Source organism: Vreelandella andesensis (assembly GCF_003989795.1).
GTDB classification, from domain to species: Bacteria; Pseudomonadota; Gammaproteobacteria; order Pseudomonadales; family Halomonadaceae; genus Vreelandella; species Vreelandella andesensis.
Genome location: NZ_RZHG01000019.1, coordinates 319,980 through 343,361 on the forward strand (window position 1 = coordinate 319,980; position 23,382 = coordinate 343,361).

Genomic DNA, 23,382 nt, shown 5'->3' on the forward strand with positions numbered 1-23,382 from the left:
CGATTTCTTCTCCACTCGCGGTTTGTCTGGTGGTTGATTTTGATATCACTTATTGATGCATGTCAACCAAGCAATCTAAATGTCCTTATGGCGGACATTTGTTATTAGTATCATAGAGACGCTAAAGAATATCTTTTTATATATAAATAAATGATAAATAACGGTTTTATTATGATAATATTTTTTGATGATTGACAGAGCTTTGACAATCTGTGTAATTTTAGTCAATAAGTGAAATGTATGTTCGCACAGTGGACAAATATAGCAATGAGGCTTTGTATGACAAATAAACAACAGCCGTCCGAAGTTTATCTTGCTTCGCTTGATGATGGAGTGGCGGTGGTTCGCATTGATCGACCGGATGCCAGAAATGCTCTCAATGGAGCTGTCAGGCGCCAGCTAGCCGAACTGTTTTCGTCTTTAACCCAGCAAGATGAGGTTAGAGTCGTCGTACTGACTGGGGGGGAGCAGGTATTTGTTGCAGGCGCTGACGTGAAGGAGTTTGCCACGGCCTCTCCGATCGAGATGCATCTACGACACAATGAGCGCTTCTGGGAGCCGATTGCGCACTGTCCCAAGCCTGTAATCGCTGCAGTTAATGGGTTTGCTCTGGGGGGCGGCTGCGAGCTTGCTATGCACTGCGACATCATCGTCGCTGGAGAATCGGCTCAGTTCGGGCAGCCAGAGGTCAAGCTTGGCCTAATGCCCGGAGCAGGCGGTACGCAACGCCTGGTACGAGCGGTTGGGAAATTTCAGGCCATGCGCTTGCTGATGACCGGCTGCATGGTGCCTGCTTCTGAAGCATTGGGCATGGGGCTGGTGAGTGAGGTTGTGGCTGATGGTCAGACACTGGTGCGCGCAAAAGCATTGGCACAAGAAATCGCGCGCTTGCCAACACTCGCGCTTGAAAATATTAAAGATACGGTGCTTGCGGGTGCCGATTTACCCCTTGAGAGTGCGCTGGCTCTCGAACGGAAAGCTTTCCAGATGCTTTTCGACACTGTGGATCAAAAGGAAGGAGCTGCTGCCTTCATTGATAAGCGCAAACCGAACTATCAGGGAGAAACATAATGGCAAGAGAAGTGAACCGGCTGGGCATTGTCGGCACTGGAGTGATGGGGGCGGGGATCGCTCAGGTTGCTGCCCAGGCAGGCCTGCAGGTTACGCTGTTCGACAAGCGTGATGGGGCGGCCCGCGCTGCGCGAGATGGTCTACAAGCAACGTTCGATAAACTAGTAGGCAAGGGCAAGATCTCCCGGGAAGTTGCTGAGGTTGCTTTGTCTCATCTCACCGTCGTCGAATCGATGACAGCTTTCGCAGATTGCGATGTGGTCATCGAGGCAATTGTCGAAGAACTGGGCATCAAACAAGCCCTATTCGCCGAGCTGGAAGCGATAGTTTCCAAGAGTTGCATCTTGGCGACTAATACTTCTTCACTCTCAGTAACGTCGATTGCATCGAACTTGGCTTGTCCTGACCGGATGGCCGGCTTCCACTTTTTCAACCCCGTGCCGTTGATGAAGGTTATTGAGGTGATAGGGGGAATCGATACCAGCGAGGCTGTCGTTGACACGTTACTGACGTTGGCAAGCCGACTTGGGCACACTGGCGTGCGCGCTCAGGATACCCCCGGTTTTATCGTCAACCACGCTGGACGTGCCTACAGTACAGAAGGCTTGAAAATCCTTGAGGAGCGGATAGCACCTCCTGAGGATATTGACCGGATTCTTCGCGAAGAGGCTGGGTTTCGGATGGGGCCACTCGAGCTTTTTGATCTCACTGGGCTAGATGTGTCGCATCCTGCGATGGAGTCGATTTTCACGCAGTTCTATCACGATCCGCGCTATAGGCCTTCTTATATATCCCGGCAGATGTTGAAAGGTAATCGTTTGGGCCGCAAGACGGGTATTGGTTTTTATCGCTATGAAAGTGGGCAAAAAATCGAAGCACTGGCTCCACTGCCGGTGCCCAAAGTCAGCAACCTACCGCCGATCTGGGTGGGGTGTGAGGATGTCGCCCTGCATGCACAGGTCATGTCACTGCTGGAGTCGCTTGGTGGGCGAGTAGAGCTGACAGCTTCACCCTCGGAAGAAGCCCTCTGCTTATTGCTGCCCTTTGGTGATGATGCGGTAAGTGCGAGTGCGCACTTCGGTGTTGACCCTGAACGGACACTCTGCCTCGATGCATTTTTGGGACTGGATCGTCATCGCACTCTGATGAGGACGCCTGTCACGAGACAGGAGGTGTGCGACGCCGCTCATGCACTGCTGGCATCAGATGGCGTTAGGGTGACGGTAATTCGTGACAGCGTGGGGTTTGTTTCTCAGCGTGTATTAGCCGCAGTGGTTAACCTAGCCTGTGATATTGCCCAGCGCGAGATTGCCAAGCCTACTGATATCGATAATGCCGTCAGGCTGGGACTCAACTATCCTCATGGCCCGCTGGCATGGGGGGATGCGCTAGGTCCGAGGCGGTTATTTGACATTCTCGATCGTATCCACGCGTTGACAGGGGATTCCCGTTACCGTCCAAGCCCATGGCTACGCCGTCGGGCCACGCTAGGCGTATCGCTATTGCACGAAGCACCGAGTGATCGGTGATACCGAATGTTAATCATGTTGATTGAAACGAGGTGGATTTTATGGGGGCGCTGACAGGGATTCGTGTGCTGGATTTGAGCCGGGTGTTGGCTGGCCCTTGGTGCAGCCAGGTGTTGGCTGATCTTGGAGCGGATGTTGTTAAAGTGGAGCGTGTTGGGCTGGGTGATGATACTCGTGCCTGGGGGCCTCCTTATATGAAAGATGCCCAGGGTAATGAGACCCAGGAAGCTTCATACTACCAGTCCTCCAACCGGAACAAACGTTCAGTGGCTGTCGACATCGCCACCGAGAAAGGGCAGGAGATTGTCCGTGCTCTGGCTGCCGAGAGCGACGTGTTGATCGAGAATTTCAAGGCAGGCTCTTTAAAGAAGTATGGGTTGGATTATGAGTCACTTTCCAGTCTTAACCCAGGGTTGGTCTATTGCTCCATCACAGGATTCGGTCAGACGGGCCCGCGCGCGCAAGAGCCTGGCTATGACTTCATTATTCAGGGAATGGGAGGGCTTATGAGCATCACCGGGGAGCGCGATGGCGTTCAAGGTGGTGGTCCGCAGAAAGTAGGAGTGGCTGTAACCGACGTGATGACGGGGCTGTACTCGGTCATTGCTATTCAGGCCGCGCTATTGGCACGAGAAAAAACTGGTCGCGGCCAGCATTGCGACATGGCGCTCCTCGATGTGCAGGTAGCGGCCTTGGGCAACCAGAGCCAGAATTATTTAAGTACTGGAGTTTCACCTGGGCGTTATGGTAACGCGCATGCCAACATCGTGCCCTATAACTCCTTTCGTGCCAGTGATAAGGACTTCATTATTGCCTGTGGCAACGATTCTCAGTTTGCAGCGTTGTCCAGGGCCATTGGATTGCCCGAGCTCTCTGCTGACCCCCGATTTTCAAAGAATGAAAATCGGGTCAGAAATAGAGATGTGATCACCCAAATTCTCTCAGACCGTTTCAGACGCGACACAGCTGAAGCGTGGGTGAATAGGATTAGCAAAGTCAGGGTACCTGTAGGGCTAATTAACGATATTGCCGACGCACTAGCGGAACCACAAGTGGATGCCCGCGGCATGCTGGTCAATATACCCCATCCTATGAATCCTGACTTCAAGATGGTGGGCAGCCCAATTCATCTTTCTGATACGCCAGTAGAGTACAGAAGACCTGCACCACTGCTGGGGCAGGATACTAATGATGTGCTCGCTGAATACCTTGATCTCTCCCCGGAGCAGTTGTCGCAGCTGAAGAATGACGGCGTACTGGAATAACCATGTGCTAATAGATATACATATCACTGAGGAAGCCTAATGAAAGTTCTCGTCGCGGTGAAACGCGTCATAGACTACAACGTCAAAATACGCGTCAAAGCGGATCAGTCTGACGTCGATCTGACCAACGTCAAAATGGCCATGAACCCCTTCTGCGAAATTGCCATCGAAGAAGCGGTACGTCTGAAAGAGAAGGGTATCGCCACGGAAGTGGTCGCCGTATCGATTGGCCCCAAAGCCGCCCAAGAGCAGCTGCGTACCGCGTTGGCGCTGGGTGCCGACTGCGCTATTCATATCGAAACTGACGAGCGAGCCGAATCCCTGGCCGTGGCCAAGCTGTTGGCCAAAGTGGTTGAAGAAGAACAGCCCGGCCTGGTCATTTTGGGTAAACAGGCGATCGACACTGACAACAACCAGACCGGCCAAATGCTGGCGGCATTGACCAATCTACCTCAAGGCACCTTCGCCTCAGAAGTGGTGGTCGACGGCGACAAGGTTAACGTCACCCGGGAAATCGACGGCGGCCTGCAAACTATCGCCCTCACTCTACCGGCAATTGTTACCGCTGATTTACGCCTCAATGAACCGCGCTATGCCAAGTTGCCGGACATCATGAAGGCCAAGAAAAAACCGCTGGATGTTAAAACACCCGCTGATTACGGCGTCGAGATCGCCTCCAAGGTCAGTCTGCTGAAAGTGGAATCCCCCGCCGAGCGCAAAGGCGGTATCAAAGTCGCCTCGGTAGACGAGCTGATCGACAAACTCAAAAACGAAGCCAAAGTTCTTTAAGGCCGGTTCTTTAAGACACGAACTTTGCAACAAGCGCTTTGAAAGGAGCTGATTCTATGAGCATTCTGGCACTTGCCGATCTCCACGAAGGCCAACTGGCGGGCGCCACGGCCCGCGTCGTGGCTGCCGCCCAAGCCATCGGTGGTGATATTGACGTTCTCGTTGTGGGTGAAGGCGTGCACGCCGCGGCCGAGGCGGCCGCCAAGCTCGACGGCGTCAGCAAAGTGCGCGTCGCTGATAACGCCGTTTATGCCCACCAGCTTGCCGAGCCCATGGGCGCGCTGTTGGTCGAACTGGCCGATGGCTACACCCACGTGCTGGCCAGCGCCTCCACCACGGGCAAAAACGTGCTGCCCCGCTTAGCGGCGCTAAAAGACGTCAGCCAACTGTCTGACGTGATCGCCGTGGAGAGCGCCGACACTTTCAAGCGCCCGATCTACGCCGGTAACGCCATTGCCACGGTAAAAAGCGACGAAGCGCTGAAAGTCATCACCGTGCGCACCACCGGCTTTGATGCCGTCAGCGACGGTAACAGCGCGCCGATTGAAGTCGTCGACACCGTGGTGGAAAACAACCAGTCCAGCTTTGTCAAAGAAGAGCTGGCGAAGTCGGACCGCCCCGAACTGGGCGGCGCCAAGATGGTTATCTCTGGCGGCCGCGGTATGGGCAACGGCGACAACTTCAAACTGCTCGACGGGATTGCTGACAAGCTGGGCGCCGCCATTGGTGCCTCGCGTGCCGCCGTTGATGCAGGCTTTGTCCCTAACGATATGCAGGTCGGCCAAACGGGTAAAATCGTCGCGCCGGATCTGTATATTGCCGTAGGCATCTCCGGCGCCATCCAGCACCTGGCGGGCATGAAAGACTCAAAGGTGATCGTCGCGATCAACAAAGACGAAGAAGCGCCGATCTTCCAGGTGGCCGATTACGGCCTAGTCGGTGATCTGTTCGAGATCCTGCCAGAGCTTGAGAGCAAGCTGTAATGTTGAATGCCAATTAAACACTACTTACACGGACATGAATAATGAACGATACAATTAAATTATTAAAATCTCATCGCTCAATTAGAAAATTTGAAAAACATGAAATTCCGCAGGAGCTATTGATAGAGCTGGTTCGTTCAGGGCAAGCAGCAGCAACCTCCAGCCATATACAGGCATATAGCATAATACATGTCACCGAAAAGCAGTTACGCAGTCAGCTGGTTGAGCTTACAGGTGGGCAAAAGTACGTGGCGAGTAGCAGTGACTTTTTAGTCTTTTGCGCCGATATGAAGCGACCGCTTGAAGCGGCCAGAGGCACAGGAGAAAACGTTGTTAGTGGCATGACCGAACAGCTTTTGGTTGCTACGGTAGACGTCTCTCTAGTAGCGCAAAATATTGCGATCGCGGCGGAGTCAGAAGGGCTAGGGATCTGTTATATAGGAGGTATACGCAATAACCCTCAAGCTGTGAGCGAGCTGCTAAAACTGCCAGAACACGTATATCCTGTATTTGGTATGTGTATTGGATACCCCGCTCATGATCCTGATATTAAGCCGCGGTTACCCGTTGAGGCAGTGTTTAAAAAGAATAGTTACAGCGATGATGCAGAGCATGTGAATGCTTTTAATCTCACGATGCATAACTATTACCAGACCCGAAAAGAGGGGAATAAAACTTCAGACTGGTCTCAGAGTTTAGCACCTCTTTTTAATCAAAAGTTGCGATCACACATGCAAGAGTTTCTTATTAATAAAGGTTTTGAAATGAAGTGAGAAGTAAATATCTACTTTAAGCCTTTAAAGCTGAGGGATCCCTACTAACTTCGCCTATCCGTCGCATAATGCTTGTGCTCTGACTTACTCGCGCAGGCTTGCTTGAAGCACTTTCCAACAGGGCCAGGGCGCGTGGTGGCGGATGCCGAAGCCACTCCAAGCCCAGGTGCCACACGGACAGCAGGCTCCGGTGCCGGATACTGTTGCGCTGTTAGCGTTTCTGCTAAGCACATGTAGATCGGCAACCATGATGGCTACATTAGCCAACATCGCCATCAGCAGTAAGATCGTGATGCGCTTTCCCTGACGAGATTAGTGCATACCGAAGCCCAGTCTAAACAAGGGACTCTTGATGTTACGGAAGTCCTCTTCAATCTGCATGCGCTGCCGGTAGATGGCCGCCAGTGTTGAGCGCTCTGGCAAATTGCTGACGAGCACTTAGGGTTCCTTCTGGCGCCGGGCGATCGCCCGACAGCCGCTGTCCTGAGAGACCTGCCCTTGCTTGTTGCGATGTTGACGCCGCTGCGGTGGCCGATGGTAGAGCACTATGCGAGTGGTCAGTGGATTGTTCTCAGCAATTTTAACGACCCCCAACGCACGCGGTATCAACGTAGTAATAATGGCCCTTGCGTAACTTCGAAGGACTGGATGCCAATGGGTAATGTCTGACGGTACGTGGCTGGCATACTAGCTTCCTGGGACTCAGGGTAGAAACGGCTAACGACTTTAATAATGTCAGTCTAACATGCCGCTGAACTGAGGGGATGGATAAGGCTTTTTACTCATCTGCTGGAGAATCCAGATCGCGCTGCGCTCACTGGCCGAGGATCAAAAATGTCCAAAAAAGGGACATTTGAAAATCACGCTTGTGCCAGCTTGGCGGATCAAAATGTAGATGTATCGGTGTTAAGCGGTGTGCCAAAAAAACATATCATCTATATTCTTTTTGTTTTAACTACTTGTTATATTGTGTTTTTTAAGTTTTTTCGTCGTCGGTCTTCCAGTTTTTTTGGGCTGCACAGCTGATTAGAAATGGCCTCCGCAGCCGAAGGTCGTAGGTTCAATTCCTACCGGGCGCGCCAATTATTTCAAGGGCTTACGTTAACGCGTAAGCCTTTTCGTTTTGTGTGTGCCCAAACGGTGCCCACTTTTTTGTTTTCTCCTTCGCTGCGGCTGACGCTTTCTAAATGACGTTCGGCTATTTCAAGGCACAACGTTGGGCACACCAATATTATTAGGTAATGCCCACCCATTCTGCTAGTTGCTGATTTGCCTTCAATCGCTGGCGTTGTAATAACGCACTACTGAAAATCACATCCAGAGGTGACGTTGGCGAAGCAAGCGGTAGAGCAACGGCTGCTTCGTTCCTGAATTGCTGATGAAGTACGGGGTTATCATCCAGATATTGCCACCAGTGTAAAATATCCTGTTTAGCTCTTTGCATTACGTCAGCAGCAGGCAACCGATCCGATTTCGCCTGATTGGCCTTTTCCGTCGCCGGCAGTAGGTTCCATAAATCATTGTTGTTCCAACGTGACCAGGGAAAGCAGTGGTCTATTGCGTACCTTTGTCGGTGCAGATCACTACGTGACCATACACAAGGCAATGGGGCAGGGCTTTGTAAACGTTGGGAAACGAGCTGGCGCACCTGCTGTGTGTCTCGGCGACTTTCCTGCCACTGTAAAGCATTATGCAGTGTGCCTGTATCGTAAGAGGTGTCATATCGCTGCATTAACTGAGCCCACTCATGCACGATAGCGGGCTCTACCCAGCAGGCGTAACGGCTCATCGCGTCCCACAGTGTTGTCAGGCTTGCTCGACATACCGCAAAGCCCTTCTGCGGAAGAGTTCCATGACAGCATTCGCGTCCAGGACCTGCCGCGTAGCGTGCGCTTTCACGCTTGGTTTCTGAACACCTGGCTGAAGGAATGGACCCATCGTTATGCGACTTTTATTCACAGTGATCTGAACCTCAATTTTGTCCTGGTGGTTTCAGACGGCAAGACGTTGCACCACGACACCCTCTACCATCTGGGCGTTGGTGTTGCCGGCCGAGGCGCGGTGATTGCAGCCTATCACCAAGCTATCACCTTCGACGCACACGTTGAAAAGCCGCCGCGTACCACCTGGAAAGGCACGTACCTGCATGAGCTGTGGCTGACCGACCCAGATGTCACGCTGATTGAAATCTATGCACGCCTGACCGACGCTGACCTGGCGCACAAACCCACTGACGAATTGCCGGAGTTTCTGGTGTCGGGCATCGGCCCCGATGCGATCTGATGTGCAAATCACTGAATTCGGTGATGGTATTGTCCCATTAAAAAAACAGAAAAGCGGCGTAGCCTGCAATCATCGCCATGGCAAAGATGACGGCCACAAACGCTGCCAAAAATTTCAGTGAGAATAATGAGAATAAAGAGCGCAACAAGATCAGCTCGGTCAAGCTGGCTCCGGCACTGCCAATGACAGCGGCAACCTGGATAGTCAGGGGATTATCCAGGCCAACATAGTGCTCCACAAAACTTTGGCCATCAGCCCCTGTCCCTTTTGTTGCCTCGTTCATCCTCATTGAAATCCGCTTGTAGGTACAGAAGCCCGGCGGTGTCCTGGGCGCGGAAGACTGCTTATCATTACCCAAGCAAGGCGTTCGTTATCCTGGTCTCTCCATCAAGTGTAATCAGCTGTTCAGACCCCACTCATTAAATCAAGAGTATCTTTTTGACAGTGAATTCGTCTTCTTTACGGTAGCAAATTCATTATTCCAATAACTTCCATGTTTAGTGTTATTGGCTATTATGTAGATGGGATAAAAGTCTGAAAATCAGTGCTTTTATCTGCAAGAAATCACTAGTTTCGGAGATAAACATGAAAGAAGTCGACAAAACCACACTACCTATTGTGCAAATGGCAAAAGACAATGACGAGTTTCGTCAGGTGCTCTGGACGGGAGACAACACACAGTTGGTGTTAATGGCGATTCCGGAAGGTGGTGAAATCGGTGGCGAAGTTCACGAAGGCCACGATCAACTACTCTATTTTGTTGAAGGGAGTGGCGAAGCCAAAATTGGCGATACTACCGTGGCTGTACAACCAGGTGATGTCAGTATCGTGCCCTCTGGCGCATTCCATAATTTTCGCAATACTGGAAGCGCGATGCTCAAACTTTATACCACTTACTGCCCACCAGAGCATGCTCCTGGAACCGAGCACGAGACCAAAAAGCAGGCAGATGCTGACGAATAAAAGAGCGCGGGGCAGTAAGCCCCGCTTTTCGCACGAACCATCAACTTTAAAACGATTAGCGTACAAGGCTTTGTAAACGTGGATAGCATCCAATTTTCCGATTATTTACGCCGTTTCGATTATCAGGAACGCCTTGATATGAAGATTCAGATTCCCGAACTGCTGGAGCTGTATGCCGACAACAAAGCACAGATCGTCGACATTCGCTTTACCGAGGAATACGCCGCCTGGCGTATTGGTTTCGGCCAGCATATTCCATTAAATGAGTTGCCAGACCGCCTTGATGAACTTGATCGGGATAAGACCATCGTCACGGTTTGTCCGCATTATGACCGTGCCGAGATAGCCCGCCTGTATCTCACCCTGGAAGGTTTCAATGCGCGATATCTGACCAACGGCATGCTAGGCATTGCTGATGCACTGCGTGGAGACAAGGCGCGCGACTACATCATGCGTTTAAACGATCAGCAGTAATGAGCTAACGCCTGCCAGTCGATTAAAGAAGATTTCTGAATTTTATGTCTGTATTTGAATATGGCATTTACTTCGTTGTGACCTTCATTGTCTCAACGGTATTTGCGTCAGGTGGCGTCGGTTCCGCAGTGGCATTGGTGCCCATATTTTCGATGATGGGATTACCGTTGAACCTGGCCAAAACCATCGGTCTGTTCATTAATTCAGCCTCTACGATTGCTGCCTCGACTATCAACGTGCGCAAAGGGTTAGTTGATTTCCGCTTCGCTTTACCTTTGGTGGTTTCAGTGTTGGTGGCAACGCCCATTGGTGCATGGCTTAGCCAGTATGTTTCCGAAGTGCTCGTCCAGTGGGTGCTGACGGCCTTTTTGATGGTCAGTTCGGGATTGTTGATTTTCTCCCGGCGGGAAGCCAAAGCCGCCTACGACCGTGCCTGGGTGATGCTGGTGCTCGGTGGCGTGGTTGGACTGGTATCCGGGCTGGTTGGTGTGGGTGGTGGCACTCCTATTCTTGCCGTGTTGCTGTTGCTGGGCTTCAACACGAAAAAAGCCGCTTACGCCGTCAGCTTTGTTATACCTTTTTCAACGCTGGGCGGGTTCTTTACCTACCTTGGCTTTGTTGAGATGGACTGGCATTTATTAGCCACTGTCGCCGTGGCCTCTATTTTGGGCGGCTTTCTGGGGCAGCGGATTATGCAGCTACACATGAACGCTGTTCAGGTCAAAAAACTCATTGCCATTATCCTGTTGGTCCTTTCCGGGAAAATGCTCTGGACACTGTTGTGAAAAAGCGTCTACCCGGTTAGCGATAAACGGATGCCGAGAAAGCCAAACAGCCACTTGAGCCTCTGGTGTTCTACATCGGCATTTATGAACCAATGAAGTTTAAAAAATTAGTTGCGAGGTTTGACTATGTACAGGGCACACAAAGAGCATCATAAAAGCCAGAAGGTCGGTTGGCTGCGTGCAGCTGTAATGGAAGCCAATGATGGCGTTGTTTCTACTGCAGCGTTGATTCTTGGCGGGCTGGCAGCCTATACAGGCGGCGTCAATATCGTAAAAGGTACGTTGCGCGTTACATTTTGGGGTTCCATGGCGATGATAGTTACCACTGGAATAGGAATATTATTTTAAACAGAACTGGGTTTTTCGTAGCTAAATGGAGGATTAGTACTTAATGAAATTAAAAGCAATCGTTCTCGTCGCCAGCTTTGCGTTGGCTATGATGTCGGGCACTGCCGTGGCTGAAGACACCGACATTACGGTTCGAGTAATGAGTAAAGATGCCAAATTCATAGGCACCAGTATGGGGGGAGTTCGGGTAATTCTGCGCGACCAAGAAACGGGTGAGGTTCTGGCAGAGGGGGTCACCACTGGTGGTACCGGCGACACTGCAAAAATCATGCATGAAAATGGTGGCCGCCGCGCTAATTTAGCCGACGAATCGGCTGCATCCTTCAAAACTACACTCGATCTCGACCGCCCCCGATTAATCGAAGCAGAAATTTATGGACCGCTTGCCCAGCCACAAGCTGCACACGCTGCTAGTGCGACCCAATGGGTTATTCCCGGCGGTCATCTTTCGGTTGGAGATGGTTGGGTCATTGAATTGCCGGGCCTTGTGGTCAACGTAATGGAGCCCGCTGCTGCCCGGAAAGTTTCAGCCTCACAAGTCGACAGCCTTTCAGTAAGCGCCAATGTCATGATGATGTGCGGTTGCCCAATCACCTCAGGCGGACTCTGGGACGCAAATCAGTTTGAGGTTGGCATGACCATCTCCAAAAACGGAAACAAAGTCGGCGAAGAAGCAATGTCTTATACCGGTGATAGCAGCATGTTCGGTGGTGAAATGCCCGTCACAGAGCCCGGTGTATACGAAATAATCGTTCATGCTTATGATCCAAAGAACGGTAATACCGGTATTGACAAAACGACCGTTGTTATTGAGTGAGAAGCAAGATGATCTATTCACGCTCGGCTACCAAAATATCAGTGTGCTCGATATTTCACAGGAGCCAATTCAAAAGAAACAGCAGCGCCTAGGAACAGCAAGCAGCGTACGTCCAGCAAGTGCTGCACGGTCTAAAGACTGATGGGCATTTGGTGATGGCTGTTTTCGGGCCAGCAGGCCCAATGCGGTGCAGTGGCTTGCCAATAGCCCGCTACGATATCGCGCTGTTGTGTGAACGCCTGGGCTCTAATTTTCAACTTTTGAGTTATAGCCTTGAAGAGCACCACGCGCCCGGAGGAAAGGCACAACAGTTCATCTATGCGCATTTTAAAATTCGTTAATTAACGTTCGATTCTATCCGGATAACTAAAACTCAAGAAAGATAAGACGGATAATCCTGAATTTCGGGCGTTTTAGACATCTGAGAATATAGGCTAGTACTTTATAGTTGCTTGTAAGAAGTTGAGGGGCTAACAAAGGAGAAAATGTAAATGTCAGGCTCAGGCCACAACCATAGTCATGGCGGCGGAAAGACCTTGTTGATCGCATTAGTCTTCACTACAGGTTTTGCAGCTGTTGAAGTGTTCGGCGGTCTCATAGCCAATTCGCTTGCTCTGTTGTCAGACGCAGGTCACATGCTCACTGATTCGTTATCGTTGGGGGTTGGTGCCTTCGCTGCTTGGCTAGTTAAGAAGCCAGCGTCGCGTCAGCACTCTTTTGGACTCAAGCGTGCTGAAGTTCTTGGTGCCCTTTTCAACGTGTTATTTATGTTTGGGGTGATTATATTTATCGCCTATGAGGCGATTCGGCGCATGGCAGATACACCCGCCGTTGCCGGTAGCACGGTTTTGGTAATTGGAGGGCTTGGTTTACTAGTGAATATCGTTGTGGCTTGGGTGCTGATGCGCGGAGAGCAGACGATAAACGTTCGTGGAGCACTCCTGCACGTGATGGGAGACTTACTGGGTTCAGTTGCCGCGCTGGTTGCCGGAGCGATTATCTATTTCGGTGGCCCATTCATTGCAGACCCAATCTTATCTCTTTTTGTCAGTTTATTGATTCTGGTATCAGCCATTCGACTATTACGTGAAGTGACGCACGTTTTGATGGAAGGTGTTCCAAAAGGAATTGATTCGCATGAAGTTGGATGTGCTCTAGTTCAAGTTGATGGTGTTTGCGCTGTTCATGACCTGCATATCTGGAGCATTTCATCAAACAGCCGGGCTTTAGCAGCACATGTTGATGTGGAGTCGATAGGGCGATGGGAGGAGCTATTACCGCAGCTGCAAACGATCTTACGTGAACATTTTAATATCAATCACAGCACTCTACAGCCTGAGAACTCTGTTATTCGTCGAACTTGTGATGCTGGCACTGATTGCGGGGCCAGAAATCTGGGATAGGTATACCTCAAGCAATACGCTCTAATGGGTGCCTTATACCGTATTGGTATTATCAAAAAATAGCTTAAAAAGATGTAAATAATTGATTATTAATGATTAATCGTGTGCTCTTTTCCATAGTTTTGAGCAATCGATGGACTTCATCGCAGAGTCGGCCAAACGATAGATAGGCGCCGAGTGGCAGCCAGTAGTATTTAACCTGCCGCCAAAGGATCTCGATCAAGTTCAGCTCGGGTGAGTAAGTGGATAAGTAGATTAGATGCGTACGATGCGACATCCACTTCGCTATCTTCTGTCTGAAAGCCTTGGAACGATTGATGCTGGCGATGTCGAGCACCACTTCGGCAATAGCGTATCTGAAGCCTGACATAAAGCAGGGCTGAGTGTTCATGATGGTCATGTATTTCAACTCCTTCATGGGTGATCTGGCCACCCCCTGGACCGACCGGAACCATATCCCGTACTTCAAGGAAACCTGGGCAGATATCCTCCGAATCGGCAAAATTGATGACCATAATGCCAAGGTGAGTTTCAAGCGTCGCAGATACGTTTAGTTCAGGCGCGTTGAGTCGGGTGCCCGACGAAAAACGGGCACCGGTTTTCTGGCTCTACCGGGAATTGTTATATAAGCTGTCCTGATCCACCAAGCACTTCAATGAAAACACTTCCCGGAAAAGGTTCAGTCATGAGCGATTTAGACTCTAATAGCCGTGCGCGTAAAATTGACGATCCGGATGCGAAAAGGCCCGAAAGTCCCCAGATCAGCAACAAGGAAATGTTTTTTGTGGTTGGTGGCTTCAACCTTATTCAGAAGCTGCTATTGATCGTGACGGGGCTTCTGACTCTAGGCGCGGCCGGGGTAGAAGTTCTGGGTGTCTACGAAAAAGGGTCGATCGAACTTGCCGATATTTTGTTGCTGTTTCTCTACACCGAGATAGTTGCCATGGTAGTGGTGTCCTACACCGGACAGGGCTCAGTGTTTGTCTATCCGATTTTTATCGCGATTACGGCACTGGCGCGACTGATCGTACTACAGGGCAAGGACATGGACCCACAGAACATACTGTTCGAAGCTGGAGCAATCGTGCTGTTGGCTCTCGCAGCCATGATGATTCTTCGGTTGCCCCGGCATCACTGACCTCTGACCGCCGGCCCTTTTAGGCGCCGTTGACGCCATCATGCTGGTCGCCTTTGCGGCCATTGTATGTCTGACAGCCTGTTAATCCTCAACCCGACAGAAGAACACTGCCATAAGTCTTATCTCCTCAGTGATCCTTGACGCGCCGCAGCGCCAGCGTCCACGCGCTCATCAACAGAGCAGCCAGACCGAAACCTAAAGTGGGCGACACCGCTGTCCAAACCACGCCCACCATGGTGCTGGAAATGAGCTTCGCCACGCCGTTGACGATCCCCAGCGCACCCTGGCGTGCTCGCCATCAATAAAGTCATCGATCCAGGCAATAAATCGCGAGCCCAGCTATCCAGCACGCCCATGTTGATAGAATAAAACTGACGCTCATCGCTATTTGAGCCTTCACGGCAAGTAATTATTAAAAGCCCACCCGGAGCGAGTAGCGAGCTAAGCACCGGCAAAGCACGTTGTTGTCATCAGGGGATAAATGCATCCGAACGGCTGACACCAGAATTAATTGAAAGCGCTGTGAAAGCTCACGAATACGATTCAAGGCAGGTAACGTATCGTCAATCCAACTGAGATCCCCTCCGTGAGTATAGGTTTGCCCGAGCGTTCTTAACCTTTTCCTGCGTGCTCTATCGCCATCACCTGCCAACCGCGCTCTGCCAGAGCCATGGCATCCCGCCCACTGCCTGCGCCAACATCAAGAGCCAATCCGGGTTGCTCCGGCAGATGGTGCAGCCACTCACCATGAACCCGCTCAAAATCCAGCGACTGACACTGTTCAAACAATCGATGGGCGTTATCGTCGAAGTAACGAGTCGATAGTATGGAATTTTGAAGCCTACTTACTTAAGGTCGGTCAGGGCCTCTATCAACTCCAAAGCATCGTTTAATTTGGAGTATCGTAATTCCATTATTTGCCGGGCTTTGTCCCGCTTTTTAGGCGTAAAACGGGCGCACTGGCTCTGTACCAGTCGGTATTTCTCACCGATTAGCAAGTTACTGAACGCAGCCAGCAAGTGCTGACGATGCGTGTTTTCGGCCAGGCTGCGATAGTGGACCTTGATATAGCCAAAGACTTATTTTATTACTCGGCTTTGTAGAAGGTGATCTGATCCATGGCAGCAATGAACCCTGTGCGGTTGACAATAGCCGTACTATCGCTGATTTCGGAGACCTATTTAGAGCCTTCTTAAGAATTTCTGTTCTTGATACATACGTTTCCTTGTTGGTCTTCAAACACGGGTATTGCATCAAGTTTATCGAAGGCGCCGGTTAAGCAGTTGCCGGTTTTAATATCAAACGTTGCCCCATGGGCACTGCATAGCAAGCGGTTCCCATCTGACGAAATGATACTGTCCGACCGGTAATTTAACGGTAAATATTGGTGGGGGCAGGCATTAACGTAGCAATAAACTGCCCCGCTTATGCGCGTTAGGATAACCGGCAAAGCGCGGTCGTTATTGATAACTTCCCTGCAGTATGCAGTGCCTTCTTGTAGGTCGTTAGAAGGACAAACAATAGCCCCCTCTTGGGGGGTATTTGTATAGTTACGCCAAGTGTCTTGCACAGGGTGTCCTTTTTTTATTCGTCAGCAGTACTCTGCAGCACGCCTCGGTTGATTTGATCTTCTTCGATGGATTCGAAAAGGGCTTTAAAATTGCCCTCTCCAAAACCGTCATCGCCTTTACGTTGGATAAACTCGAAGAAGATTGGACCAATCACCGTTTTTGAGAAAATTTGTAGCAAAATTCGGGTTTCGCCGCCGCCTACGACACCTTCGCCGTCGATCAAAATGCCACGGCTACGCAGTTTATCGAGTGGCTCCTGGTGGTCTTTTACCCGCTCTAGCGATTTCTCGTAATAGACGCTCGGCGGGCCAGGCATAAATTCGAGCCCTGCATCAGCAATTAAGTCGGTGCCGGTGTAGATATCGTTCGTTGCAATGGCGATATGTTGAATGCCTTCGCCGTTATATTCGCGCAAGTACTCTTCAATCTGGCTGTGATCGTCGGCACTTTCGTTAATAGGAATGCGGATTTTACCATCGGGAGACGTCAATGCGCGGCTGGTAAGGCCTGTCATTTTACCGGTGATGTCAAAGTAGCGTATTTCACGGAAGTTAAAGGTGTCGTGATAAAACGCATACCACGTGTCCATATTGCCGCGAATAACGTTATGAGTGAGGTGGTCAAGATAGTAAAAGCCAAACCCTTTAGGTCTAGGGTCTACCTCATCTAACCACTCAAACTCGTTTGAATAGCAGCTGCCTTTTTCGCCATAAGTATCAATAAAGTAAAGCAGCGAGCCGCCAATGCCAATAACCGCAGGCGCATCGATGGATTTATTACCGGTGAACTCTTCAGCACCCAAATCAACGGCACGTTTTAGCGCATGTTGAGCATCAACAACGCGCCAAGCCATTGCTGGGGCACATGGGCCGTGGGCTTCAATAAATGCGGAGGCATGTGAGCTGGGTTCGCTGTTTAGCAGATAATTGATATCGCCCTGGCGATAAACGGTGATTGATTTGTCACGATGTTTTGCGACGGGAACAAAGCCCATTTGCCTAAATAGGCTATCTAGTTTTTCCGGTTCAGGATGGGCAAATTCAACAAACTCGAAACCATCGGTGCCCGCCGGGTTTGCATCACTTATGGTTACTTTTGGCGCGTCATGAGGAAAAGGTCCCATCGCTGTTTCTCCTATTATTGTCTTGTAAGTTAACAAGGTCAGTATAGGGAAGAGGCGGTGCAATTAGGTTGCAAACTAACCTAAGATAACGCCAAATAGCGCACAGCTTGTGCGCAACTGGAGTTTTATATGCACGGAATTTCTTTAGATCGTTATGATCTTGCAATTTTATCAGTGTTGCAAAAGAACTCAGCCCTTACTAATTCAGAGTTGGGCGAGCGCGTTAGCCTGTCTCCCTCCCAGTGCTCCCGCCGCAAAGCGCGGTTAGAAGCTGAAGGTGTCATCAAGGGGTATTCGGCAAGGCTAGATGCCAATAGCCTAGGGTTTGGGCTGCGCGCTATCACCCGCGTTAATCTCAAAGCTCATGGGGAAAGCATGGATGATGACTTTGTGACGTTACTGACGAAACACGCCATGGTTCGAGAGGCCTACTCTGTGTCGGGTGATGCGGACTATGTCTTACACGTTATCGCTAAGGACCTCACCGAGTTTTCGGACTTTATTCACCATCATTTATTACCTCATCCCAATGTCACCCAGGTCCGCTCTGAAATCATACTGCGTAGTATGAAAGAGGAGCAGGGCCTGCCGATGCCTAAGTAGCTGCGTTTGTTTTATGCCGTGAGAGTTCTATGCGTCTTAAATTTTACTGTCAGAATCGAATCGGTATTCTTCGCGATATTGTGGCTCAGTTTGCTGACTACCGAATTAATGTCGCCCGGGGAGAAGTAGGAGGCGATCAGGGCAATACTATTTATTTACATGTCCCGAAATTGCTTAATGCTCAGCTGAGTACGCTGAAGCCGGTGCTGGAATCTATCCCTGGTGTGTTTGGTGTCAAACGCGCCAGCTTGATGCCCAGCGAGCGTCGCCATTTGGAGTTGGATGCGCTGCTGTCCTCGCTTTCTGACCCAGTGATGTCAATAGATATGCAGGGTCGAATTGTGGCGGCCAACCGCATCGCGGTGCAGGTGTTGGGAGTGCGTGTTCAAGAAGTACCAGACCTCTCGCTGGACCGTTACCTGGACGAAGTGGACCTTCCCGATTTAATTCGACGGAATAACTCACGCATTAATGGGCTGCGTATCAAGCTGAAAGGCGATACCTATCTTGCCGATATTGCCCCCCTGCATACGGAAGACACGACGGTAGATTCATTAGCAGGGGCGGTGGTGACGTTACACCGTGCCGACCGCATCGGTGCACGCATTTATCAGGTGCAGCGCCAGGAGCTGCGTGGCTTTGAGGCCATCTTCCAGTCGAGTTCGCGACTGGAAGCTGTGATCAACGAGGCACGGCGCATGGCGCCACTCGATGCACCGCTGCTGATTGTGGGTGAAACGGGCACCGGGAAAGAGCTGGTGGCACGAGCGTGCCATTTGGCAAGCCCCCGGGGGCAAGCGCCGTTTGTGGTGCTGAATTGTGCTGGGCTTCCCGAATCAATGGCTGAGACGGAGCTTTTTGGCTATGCACCCGGCGCCTTCGAGGGCGCTCGGCCAGAAGGTAAGCTTGGCCTTCTGGAGCTTAATGAAGGCGGTACAGTGTTTCTGGATGAGGTCGGTGAAATGAGCCCACGGCTGCAGACCAAACTGTTGCGTTTTCTACAGGATGGCGGCTTCCGGCGCGTGGGTAGCGACGAGGAAACCTTCCTGGATGTCCGAGTGATTTGTGCCACTCAACAGAACTTGCCACAGCTGTGTAGCGAAGGACTGTTTCGGCTTGATCTTTATCACCGGCTCAATGTCCTTTTGCTGCAGGTGCCGCCTTTGCGCGAATGCCTGGACGGCATCGAAGCGTTGGCAGCCTATGTGCTGGACCGTGCGGCGCGTCAAATAGGCTGCCATTTACCGGCGCTTTCGCCTGCTGCGCTTGAAAAAATCACCCGCTACGACTGGCCAGGCAATGTGCGTCAGTTGGAAAATGTGCTGTTTCAGGCGGTGTCGCTGTGTGAAGAGAAGGTGATTCAGCCGGTGCATTTGCGTCTACCCCACAGTGAGGTGTCACCTGAGCTTGCCGGTATTCCATTAGAGGGAAGCTTGAACGATATGCTTGGCGAGGTGGAAAGGAATATTTTAACGACGCTGTATCAGCAGTACCCCTCTAGCCGCCAGTTAGGGAAGCGACTGGGCGTTTCGCACACCACCATTGCTAATAAACTCAAACGTTACGGCATTGGTGCTCAAGACGGTCCTTGAAACAGCCCTTGAAACAGCCCTTGAAACAGTCTTTGAAACGGCGCTTGAAACAGAACCTGAGGCAATGGTTAAGAAAGTTCTTAAAGAATTTTTAAAAAATCGTGTGGCGGTGGAATTAACTGTCACGATTTGTTTACGGGGTGTCAGAAAAATGCAACGGCTGGCCCCCATCTTTTGGCATTTCCTTTCAAATGTAACGATTAGTTTACACTTTTATCCCGCTTAGGTGAGCAGTGCCCCGCCGAATGCGGTTTAAGCCCATTCCTGCCCTATCGCTATCCTCATAGACTCTTTATAGATTGCTCTTTATGACTGGTGACCGCAGTTGGTTGGCGTTTATAGGCAGCTAATCGCTCTTAAGTAGCTGTTCTAGCTGCTCATAATAAATAGCCTAAAAAACAATATAAATTTATAAGGTTTCCCGATGACAACGACAAATACGCCTCCCAAAACGCTATGGCTGGGCCGCTGGGGGTTTGTACTAGCAGCGACGGGTTCTGCAGTGGGCCTGGGTAATATCTGGAAGTTTCCATATATCACTGGCGAGTTCGGTGGTGGCGCTTTTGTGCTGGTCTATCTGGCCTGCATATTGGCGGTAGGTGTTCCTATTATGATGGTTGAAATCAGCTTTGGCCGCCGTGGCAGGGGCAGCCCGATTGATGCTATTCGCCGAGTGGTACACGAATCGGGCCGTGGCAGCTTCTGGTCAATCTTCGGCTGGATGGCCATGCTTTGTGGCTTTATGATTTTGTCCTTCTATGTGGTGGTCGCGGGCTGGTCATTCTCCTATCTGTGGAAAATGCTAAGCGGCGGACTAGCAGGTAATAGCGTCGATGACATGGCGGCAATTTTCGCTGCCAATAACGCCAACCCGTTCACGCTAGGCGCCTGGAGCACGCTGGTGACAGTGTTGACTATGTTCATCGTCGGCAAAGGTGTCCAAGCAGGCATTGAAAAGAGTGTCAGTTGGATGATGCCAGGCATGGTTATCATGCTGGGCATACTGATTGGCTACGGCGCTTTTTCCGGTGGCTTCGCCGACGCATGGTCGTTTCTGTTTTCTTTCAATACTGAAGGGTTAAGCAGTGAAGGGCTATTAGCGGCGCTGGGGCACGCCTTCTTCACCCTGTCGCTCGCGTCCGGTGCGATTCTTACCTACGGCTCTTACCTACCAGACGGACACTCCATTGCGCGTACGACATTCAGCGTGGCCATTGCTGATACCGTTGTCGCCCTGATGGCTGGCTTGGCTATTTTCCCGATTATTTTTGCTAACGGAATGAACCCTGGCGAGGGCCCTGGGTTGATTTTCATGAGCCTGCCACTGGCGTTCCAAGCGATGCCCTTCGGCACGTTGTTTGGCATTCTGTTCTTCTTGATGTTATCGATGGCGGCGCTTACGTCGTCGATTTCGATGATCGAGGCGACCGTGGCCTGGCTCACCGGTAGCAAGGGAATGACGCGTAAGCAGGCATCTTGGGGAGTAGGTATCGTGCTGTGGCTGGTAAGCACCTTGGCAATGCTGTCGTTCAACATTGGTGCTGATTGGTCGCTGGCTGGGCGAAACTTATTTGGCTGGTTAGATTACCTAACTTCCCGCTGGATGATGCCGCTAGGTGGCCTGGGTATGGCACTGATGGCGGGCTTCCTGCTGCGTAATGAAATATTCAGGGAAGAACTGGGACTCTCCCGTGCCCAGCATATGCTGTGGCTGTTTATGGTGCGTTACGTCAGCCCTTTAGGCATCGTGTTAATTTTCATCGATGCGCTGGGTCTTGCCACCCTCCAGGTAGGCACTCAGTGGCCGTGGTTGCTGGCGCTGCTGGTGCTTGTCACGGTGGTGGGAGAACTCGCTAGTCCGAGGCTGCGTCATCAGGCTTCGTAAGCCATCAAAGCGCTCTCATCGATAGTCGATGGGAGCGCCTTGCGTTAGCAGGGCGTCGTGCATCAATTAACGCGCTCTAGCGTGCCGCTAAGGCGTCAAAGGCATTTGCGTTGGGGCATAAATGACGGCACTCGTCTAGCTCTGCATTGGCACGCATCGCTTTCCAGCAATCGCCAACGGCTGCACAGGCGTTGCAAGTGTCGCGCAGTGCAACATAGTCGGCATGATTCATCAGGCCGCTTTCTTCCTGGCTTTTCTTCTGGAGACCAAAGCGCTGCATCATAACGGGCATCAAGGTTTTGGCTGGGCTGAAGTGGGCCGGTTGGCCTGCCGCCAGTTGCTTTGCTATTTCCCGCTCAAAGCGTGGTTCTAGCGGTCTCTCCAGATCATTAATGAGCGCATCGTAGCTAGCGCCTGCTTCTTGTTTTACGTTGCGGGCTAACGTTGCGGTTGACGTTGCATAGCAGCGCTCTGTTAGGCGCCCCCACCAAGAGGTGGTGTCTGTTTTCTGAGCAGTATCCATGGTCATTCTCCCTCAGGTGTTGATGATGACGCCAGTATTAACCCGTGAGAGATGAACTATCTTGACGCGGGTCAAATTGGTTTCAAATGAAACATAGCTTGGATCGGGGTTAGCCAGATTAACAGTGGAGGGAGCTAGGTGCGGGGGGGAATGTTAGAGAAGCCTCTTTATTGAAAAACAGAGCTCTCGCCGTCAGCTAAAGTGGCGGCGAGAGCGCTCAATCTACCGGCTTAGTTGCTAACAACACTCGCAGCGATACTTTCTTCCGCCGCCTCATTGACTAACTGTTCATGAAAGAAGGCAAGCGCTGCTGGCGCGTCAACATCACGGCTTTTTACTGACTCGCTCCAGGCATCCAGCAAGTTGCTGGAAACGCCCCGCAGGTGATCAATGTCTTTTTCCGATGCTTGGGTAAAGGTCGCGCCATTTTCTTCACCAAACTCAACGCCGCGCTGGTCGGAAACATCCATCATGTAGCCAAACAAGCGTGAAAGCCGTTCACCCGATACATTTTCAATCGCCGCACGGTCTTCGTCGGATACTTGGTCCCAGAACATGGGGTTCATCACAATTGCAAAGCTGCCGCGGTAGAAACCGCCGTCAACGGTGAGAGTGTGCGGAGCCACTTCAGCGACACGGAAGCTGCGTAAGCTTTCAAGTGTAAGCATTGCACCATCAACTACGCCCTGTGAAGCTGCTTCATAGGTGCCCGTCGGTGGAATGGCGACGCCGGTCACGGACATTGCCTCGGCTAAACCACTCATCACCCCGCCGCCCACGCGCAGTCGTTTGCCAGCAAGCTCATCGATGGAGCTTATTTGATCGCGGGTAAATATCTGGCCTGGGCCATGCACGCCCATCGCCACCACATCAACACCACGGTGCTCATTGGCTTGTTGTAAATATTCTTGATGGGTATGCCAATACGCAGCGGAAGCATCTTCTGAGGAAAACTCCTCAAAAGTAGGGAATTCAGGCAACTGCGTTGCTAGAAAGCGGCCCGCCATATGGGCGTGAAAAATCCAGCTGGCATCCGCAATGCCATCGGCAACCATCTCCATCTGTGCTGGAGGTGGTCCCATATCATGAACCACTTCTACCGTGACACGGTCATCTGTGGCTTCTTCAATCCACGCCTTCCAGGTCGGCCAAACAATGGTATTAACGCCATGGTTAGGCCCGCCCCATGTGCTGACGGTGATCGTTGCTTGTGCAAGTGCAGACATGCTGAACGCCATGCTTGAAACAGCAATGGCACCTGCGAGTAAGCGAGCTGGTTGTTTCATGTGTAAAGCTCCATGATCGGCGCTATTAGGCTTTTTATGAAAACCTAGCGCCTGTGTTGTTATTGGTAACGCCTAGCGCCGAGCAAGTGGCGGCTGCTCGGCATTGCGCGAATCACACCGGTTACCTTGCCTTTAGATAGTTTCAATAGCAACTAATTTGCAAGGGCACAGTGATAAA

The 23,382-nt window shown here is 51.1% G+C and carries 26 protein-coding genes and 1 pseudogene; 18 read left to right on the forward strand and 9 right to left on the reverse strand.

Translation table 11 applies throughout. The features are described from left to right. The first annotated feature begins 279 nt into the window (after positions 1-279). From ELY33_RS11105 to nfsA, 6 genes are read left to right on the forward strand one after another with little or no spacing between them, the layout of a single operon-like run. Positions 280-1,071, forward strand: coding sequence for an enoyl-CoA hydratase (locus ELY33_RS11105; RefSeq protein WP_126947968.1), 792 nt, complete (start codon positions 280-282; stop codon positions 1,069-1,071). After that, positions 1,071-2,600: a 3-hydroxyacyl-CoA dehydrogenase gene (locus tag ELY33_RS11110; RefSeq protein ID WP_126947970.1), complete on the forward strand. Its 1,530-nt coding sequence runs from the start codon at positions 1,071-1,073 to the stop codon at positions 2,598-2,600. Before ELY33_RS11105 ends, ELY33_RS11110 begins: the two co-directional genes overlap by 1 nt. A 41-nt stretch (positions 2,601-2,641) precedes the next feature. Then, positions 2,642-3,865, forward strand: coding sequence for a CaiB/BaiF CoA transferase family protein (locus ELY33_RS11115; protein WP_126947972.1), 1,224 nt, complete (start codon positions 2,642-2,644; stop codon positions 3,863-3,865). Between the two features lie 39 nt (positions 3,866-3,904). Further along, entirely contained in the window at positions 3,905-4,654 is a 750-nt protein-coding gene (locus ELY33_RS11120; RefSeq protein WP_126947974.1) for an electron transfer flavoprotein subunit beta/FixA family protein, read from the forward strand. A 56-nt stretch (positions 4,655-4,710) separates the two neighbouring features. After that, on the forward strand, positions 4,711-5,637 hold the full coding sequence (locus ELY33_RS11125; RefSeq protein WP_126947976.1) for an electron transfer flavoprotein subunit alpha/FixB family protein: 927 nt from the start codon (positions 4,711-4,713) through the stop codon (positions 5,635-5,637). A gap of 41 nt (positions 5,638-5,678) precedes the next feature. Then, the gene (nfsA, locus tag ELY33_RS11130) at positions 5,679-6,410 is read left to right on the forward strand and encodes an oxygen-insensitive NADPH nitroreductase (protein ID WP_126947978.1); all 732 of its coding nucleotides are present in this window, start codon (positions 5,679-5,681) and stop codon (positions 6,408-6,410) included. A 312-nt stretch (positions 6,411-6,722) separates the two neighbouring features. Here the strand turns inward: nfsA and ELY33_RS18375 are convergent, their stop codons facing one another. Together ELY33_RS18375 and ELY33_RS11140 are read right to left on the reverse strand one after the other, a co-directional pair. After that, positions 6,723-6,848, reverse strand: coding sequence for a transposase (locus ELY33_RS18375; protein WP_126947980.1), 126 nt, complete (start codon positions 6,846-6,848; stop codon positions 6,723-6,725). Between the two features lie 796 nt (positions 6,849-7,644). After that, entirely contained in the window at positions 7,645-8,199 is a 555-nt protein-coding gene (locus tag ELY33_RS11140) for an HNH endonuclease domain-containing protein (protein ID WP_244208597.1), read from the reverse strand. Positions 8,200-8,222: 23 nt separating this feature from the next. Between ELY33_RS11140 and ELY33_RS11145 the strand changes: the two genes are divergently transcribed. Next, complete coding sequence (locus ELY33_RS11145) at positions 8,223-8,693, forward strand: VOC family protein (protein WP_126947981.1); 471 nt, start codon at positions 8,223-8,225, stop codon at positions 8,691-8,693. 37 nt (positions 8,694-8,730) lie between these two features. On the opposite strand, the gene ELY33_RS11150 is transcribed toward ELY33_RS11145, so the two are convergent. After that, positions 8,731-8,976: a hypothetical protein gene (locus ELY33_RS11150; protein ID WP_244208598.1), complete on the reverse strand. Its 246-nt coding sequence runs from the start codon at positions 8,974-8,976 to the stop codon at positions 8,731-8,733. 302 nt (positions 8,977-9,278) lie between these two features. On the opposite strand from ELY33_RS11150, the gene ELY33_RS11155 reads away from it, so the two are divergent. From ELY33_RS11155 to ELY33_RS11185, 6 genes are all read left to right on the forward strand, one after another. Then, on the forward strand, positions 9,279-9,656 hold the full coding sequence (locus tag ELY33_RS11155; protein ID WP_126947982.1) for a cupin domain-containing protein: 378 nt from the start codon (positions 9,279-9,281) through the stop codon (positions 9,654-9,656). 78 nt (positions 9,657-9,734) lie between these two features. Next, complete coding sequence (locus ELY33_RS11160; protein WP_208644230.1) at positions 9,735-10,130, forward strand: rhodanese-like domain-containing protein; 396 nt, start codon at positions 9,735-9,737, stop codon at positions 10,128-10,130. Between the two features lie 44 nt (positions 10,131-10,174). Next, entirely contained in the window at positions 10,175-10,915 is a 741-nt protein-coding gene (locus tag ELY33_RS11165) for a sulfite exporter TauE/SafE family protein (RefSeq protein WP_126947983.1), read from the forward strand. Between the two features lie 126 nt (positions 10,916-11,041). Continuing rightward, a complete protein-coding gene (locus tag ELY33_RS18380) occupies positions 11,042-11,263 on the forward strand; it encodes a VIT1/CCC1 transporter family protein (RefSeq protein ID WP_126947984.1) in 222 nt (73 codons plus the stop codon). A 43-nt stretch (positions 11,264-11,306) separates the two neighbouring features. Beyond that, positions 11,307-12,080, forward strand: coding sequence for a hypothetical protein (locus ELY33_RS11175; protein WP_208644231.1), 774 nt, complete (start codon positions 11,307-11,309; stop codon positions 12,078-12,080). Positions 12,081-12,571: 491 nt separating this feature from the next. After that, positions 12,572-13,483, forward strand: a complete 912-nt coding sequence (locus ELY33_RS11185; RefSeq protein WP_126947985.1) for a cation diffusion facilitator family transporter — start codon at positions 12,572-12,574, stop codon at positions 13,481-13,483. 64 nt (positions 13,484-13,547) lie between these two features. Here the strand turns inward: ELY33_RS11185 and ELY33_RS11190 are convergent. Next, positions 13,548-13,829 (reverse strand): annotated as a pseudogene (locus tag ELY33_RS11190) (transposase); the annotation flags it as partial. 339 nt (positions 13,830-14,168) lie between these two features. Between ELY33_RS11190 and ELY33_RS11195 the strand changes: the two are divergent. Further along, entirely contained in the window at positions 14,169-14,621 is a 453-nt protein-coding gene (locus tag ELY33_RS11195) for a phosphate-starvation-inducible protein PsiE (protein ID WP_208644232.1), read from the forward strand. A 612-nt stretch (positions 14,622-15,233) separates the two neighbouring features. Here the strand turns inward: ELY33_RS11195 and ELY33_RS17875 are convergent. The 3 genes from ELY33_RS17875 to hppD form a co-directional block, all read right to left on the reverse strand. Next, positions 15,234-15,410, reverse strand: a complete 177-nt coding sequence (locus tag ELY33_RS17875; RefSeq protein ID WP_167470079.1) for a class I SAM-dependent methyltransferase — start codon at positions 15,408-15,410, stop codon at positions 15,234-15,236. Between the two features lie 403 nt (positions 15,411-15,813). After that, the gene (locus tag ELY33_RS11210) at positions 15,814-16,191 is read right to left on the reverse strand and encodes a Rieske (2Fe-2S) protein (RefSeq protein ID WP_126947986.1); all 378 of its coding nucleotides are present in this window, start codon (positions 16,189-16,191) and stop codon (positions 15,814-15,816) included. A 14-nt stretch (positions 16,192-16,205) separates the two neighbouring features. Beyond that, on the reverse strand, positions 16,206-17,315 hold the full coding sequence (gene hppD / locus ELY33_RS11215) for a 4-hydroxyphenylpyruvate dioxygenase (protein ID WP_126947987.1): 1,110 nt from the start codon (positions 17,313-17,315) through the stop codon (positions 16,206-16,208). 129 nt (positions 17,316-17,444) lie between these two features. On the opposite strand from hppD, the gene ELY33_RS11220 reads away from it, so the two are divergent. The 4 genes from ELY33_RS11220 (at position 17,445) to ELY33_RS11235 (ending at position 21,395) form a co-directional block, all read left to right on the forward strand. Then, positions 17,445-17,918, forward strand: coding sequence for an Lrp/AsnC family transcriptional regulator (locus ELY33_RS11220; RefSeq protein WP_126947988.1), 474 nt, complete (start codon positions 17,445-17,447; stop codon positions 17,916-17,918). Positions 17,919-17,947: 29 nt separating this feature from the next. Continuing rightward, positions 17,948-19,510, forward strand: a complete 1,563-nt coding sequence (locus ELY33_RS11225; protein WP_126947989.1) for a sigma-54-dependent transcriptional regulator — start codon at positions 17,948-17,950, stop codon at positions 19,508-19,510. Next, entirely contained in the window at positions 19,491-19,736 is a 246-nt protein-coding gene (locus ELY33_RS11230; RefSeq protein ID WP_126947990.1) for a hypothetical protein, read from the forward strand. The genes ELY33_RS11225 and ELY33_RS11230 overlap by 20 nt, the downstream gene beginning before the upstream one ends. Positions 19,737-19,934: 198 nt before the next feature. Further along, a complete protein-coding gene (locus tag ELY33_RS11235; RefSeq protein WP_126947991.1) occupies positions 19,935-21,395 on the forward strand; it encodes a sodium-dependent transporter in 1,461 nt (486 codons plus the stop codon). A gap of 76 nt (positions 21,396-21,471) precedes the next feature. Here ELY33_RS11235 and ELY33_RS11240 read toward each other — a convergent pair whose 3' ends face one another. Then, the gene (locus tag ELY33_RS11240) at positions 21,472-21,918 is read right to left on the reverse strand and encodes a DUF6455 family protein (protein WP_126947992.1); all 447 of its coding nucleotides are present in this window, start codon (positions 21,916-21,918) and stop codon (positions 21,472-21,474) included. Positions 21,919-22,148: 230 nt separating this feature from the next. Continuing rightward, on the reverse strand, positions 22,149-23,204 hold the full coding sequence (locus tag ELY33_RS11245; RefSeq protein ID WP_126947993.1) for a TRAP transporter substrate-binding protein: 1,056 nt from the start codon (positions 23,202-23,204) through the stop codon (positions 22,149-22,151). Positions 23,205-23,382 lie beyond the last annotated feature (178 nt).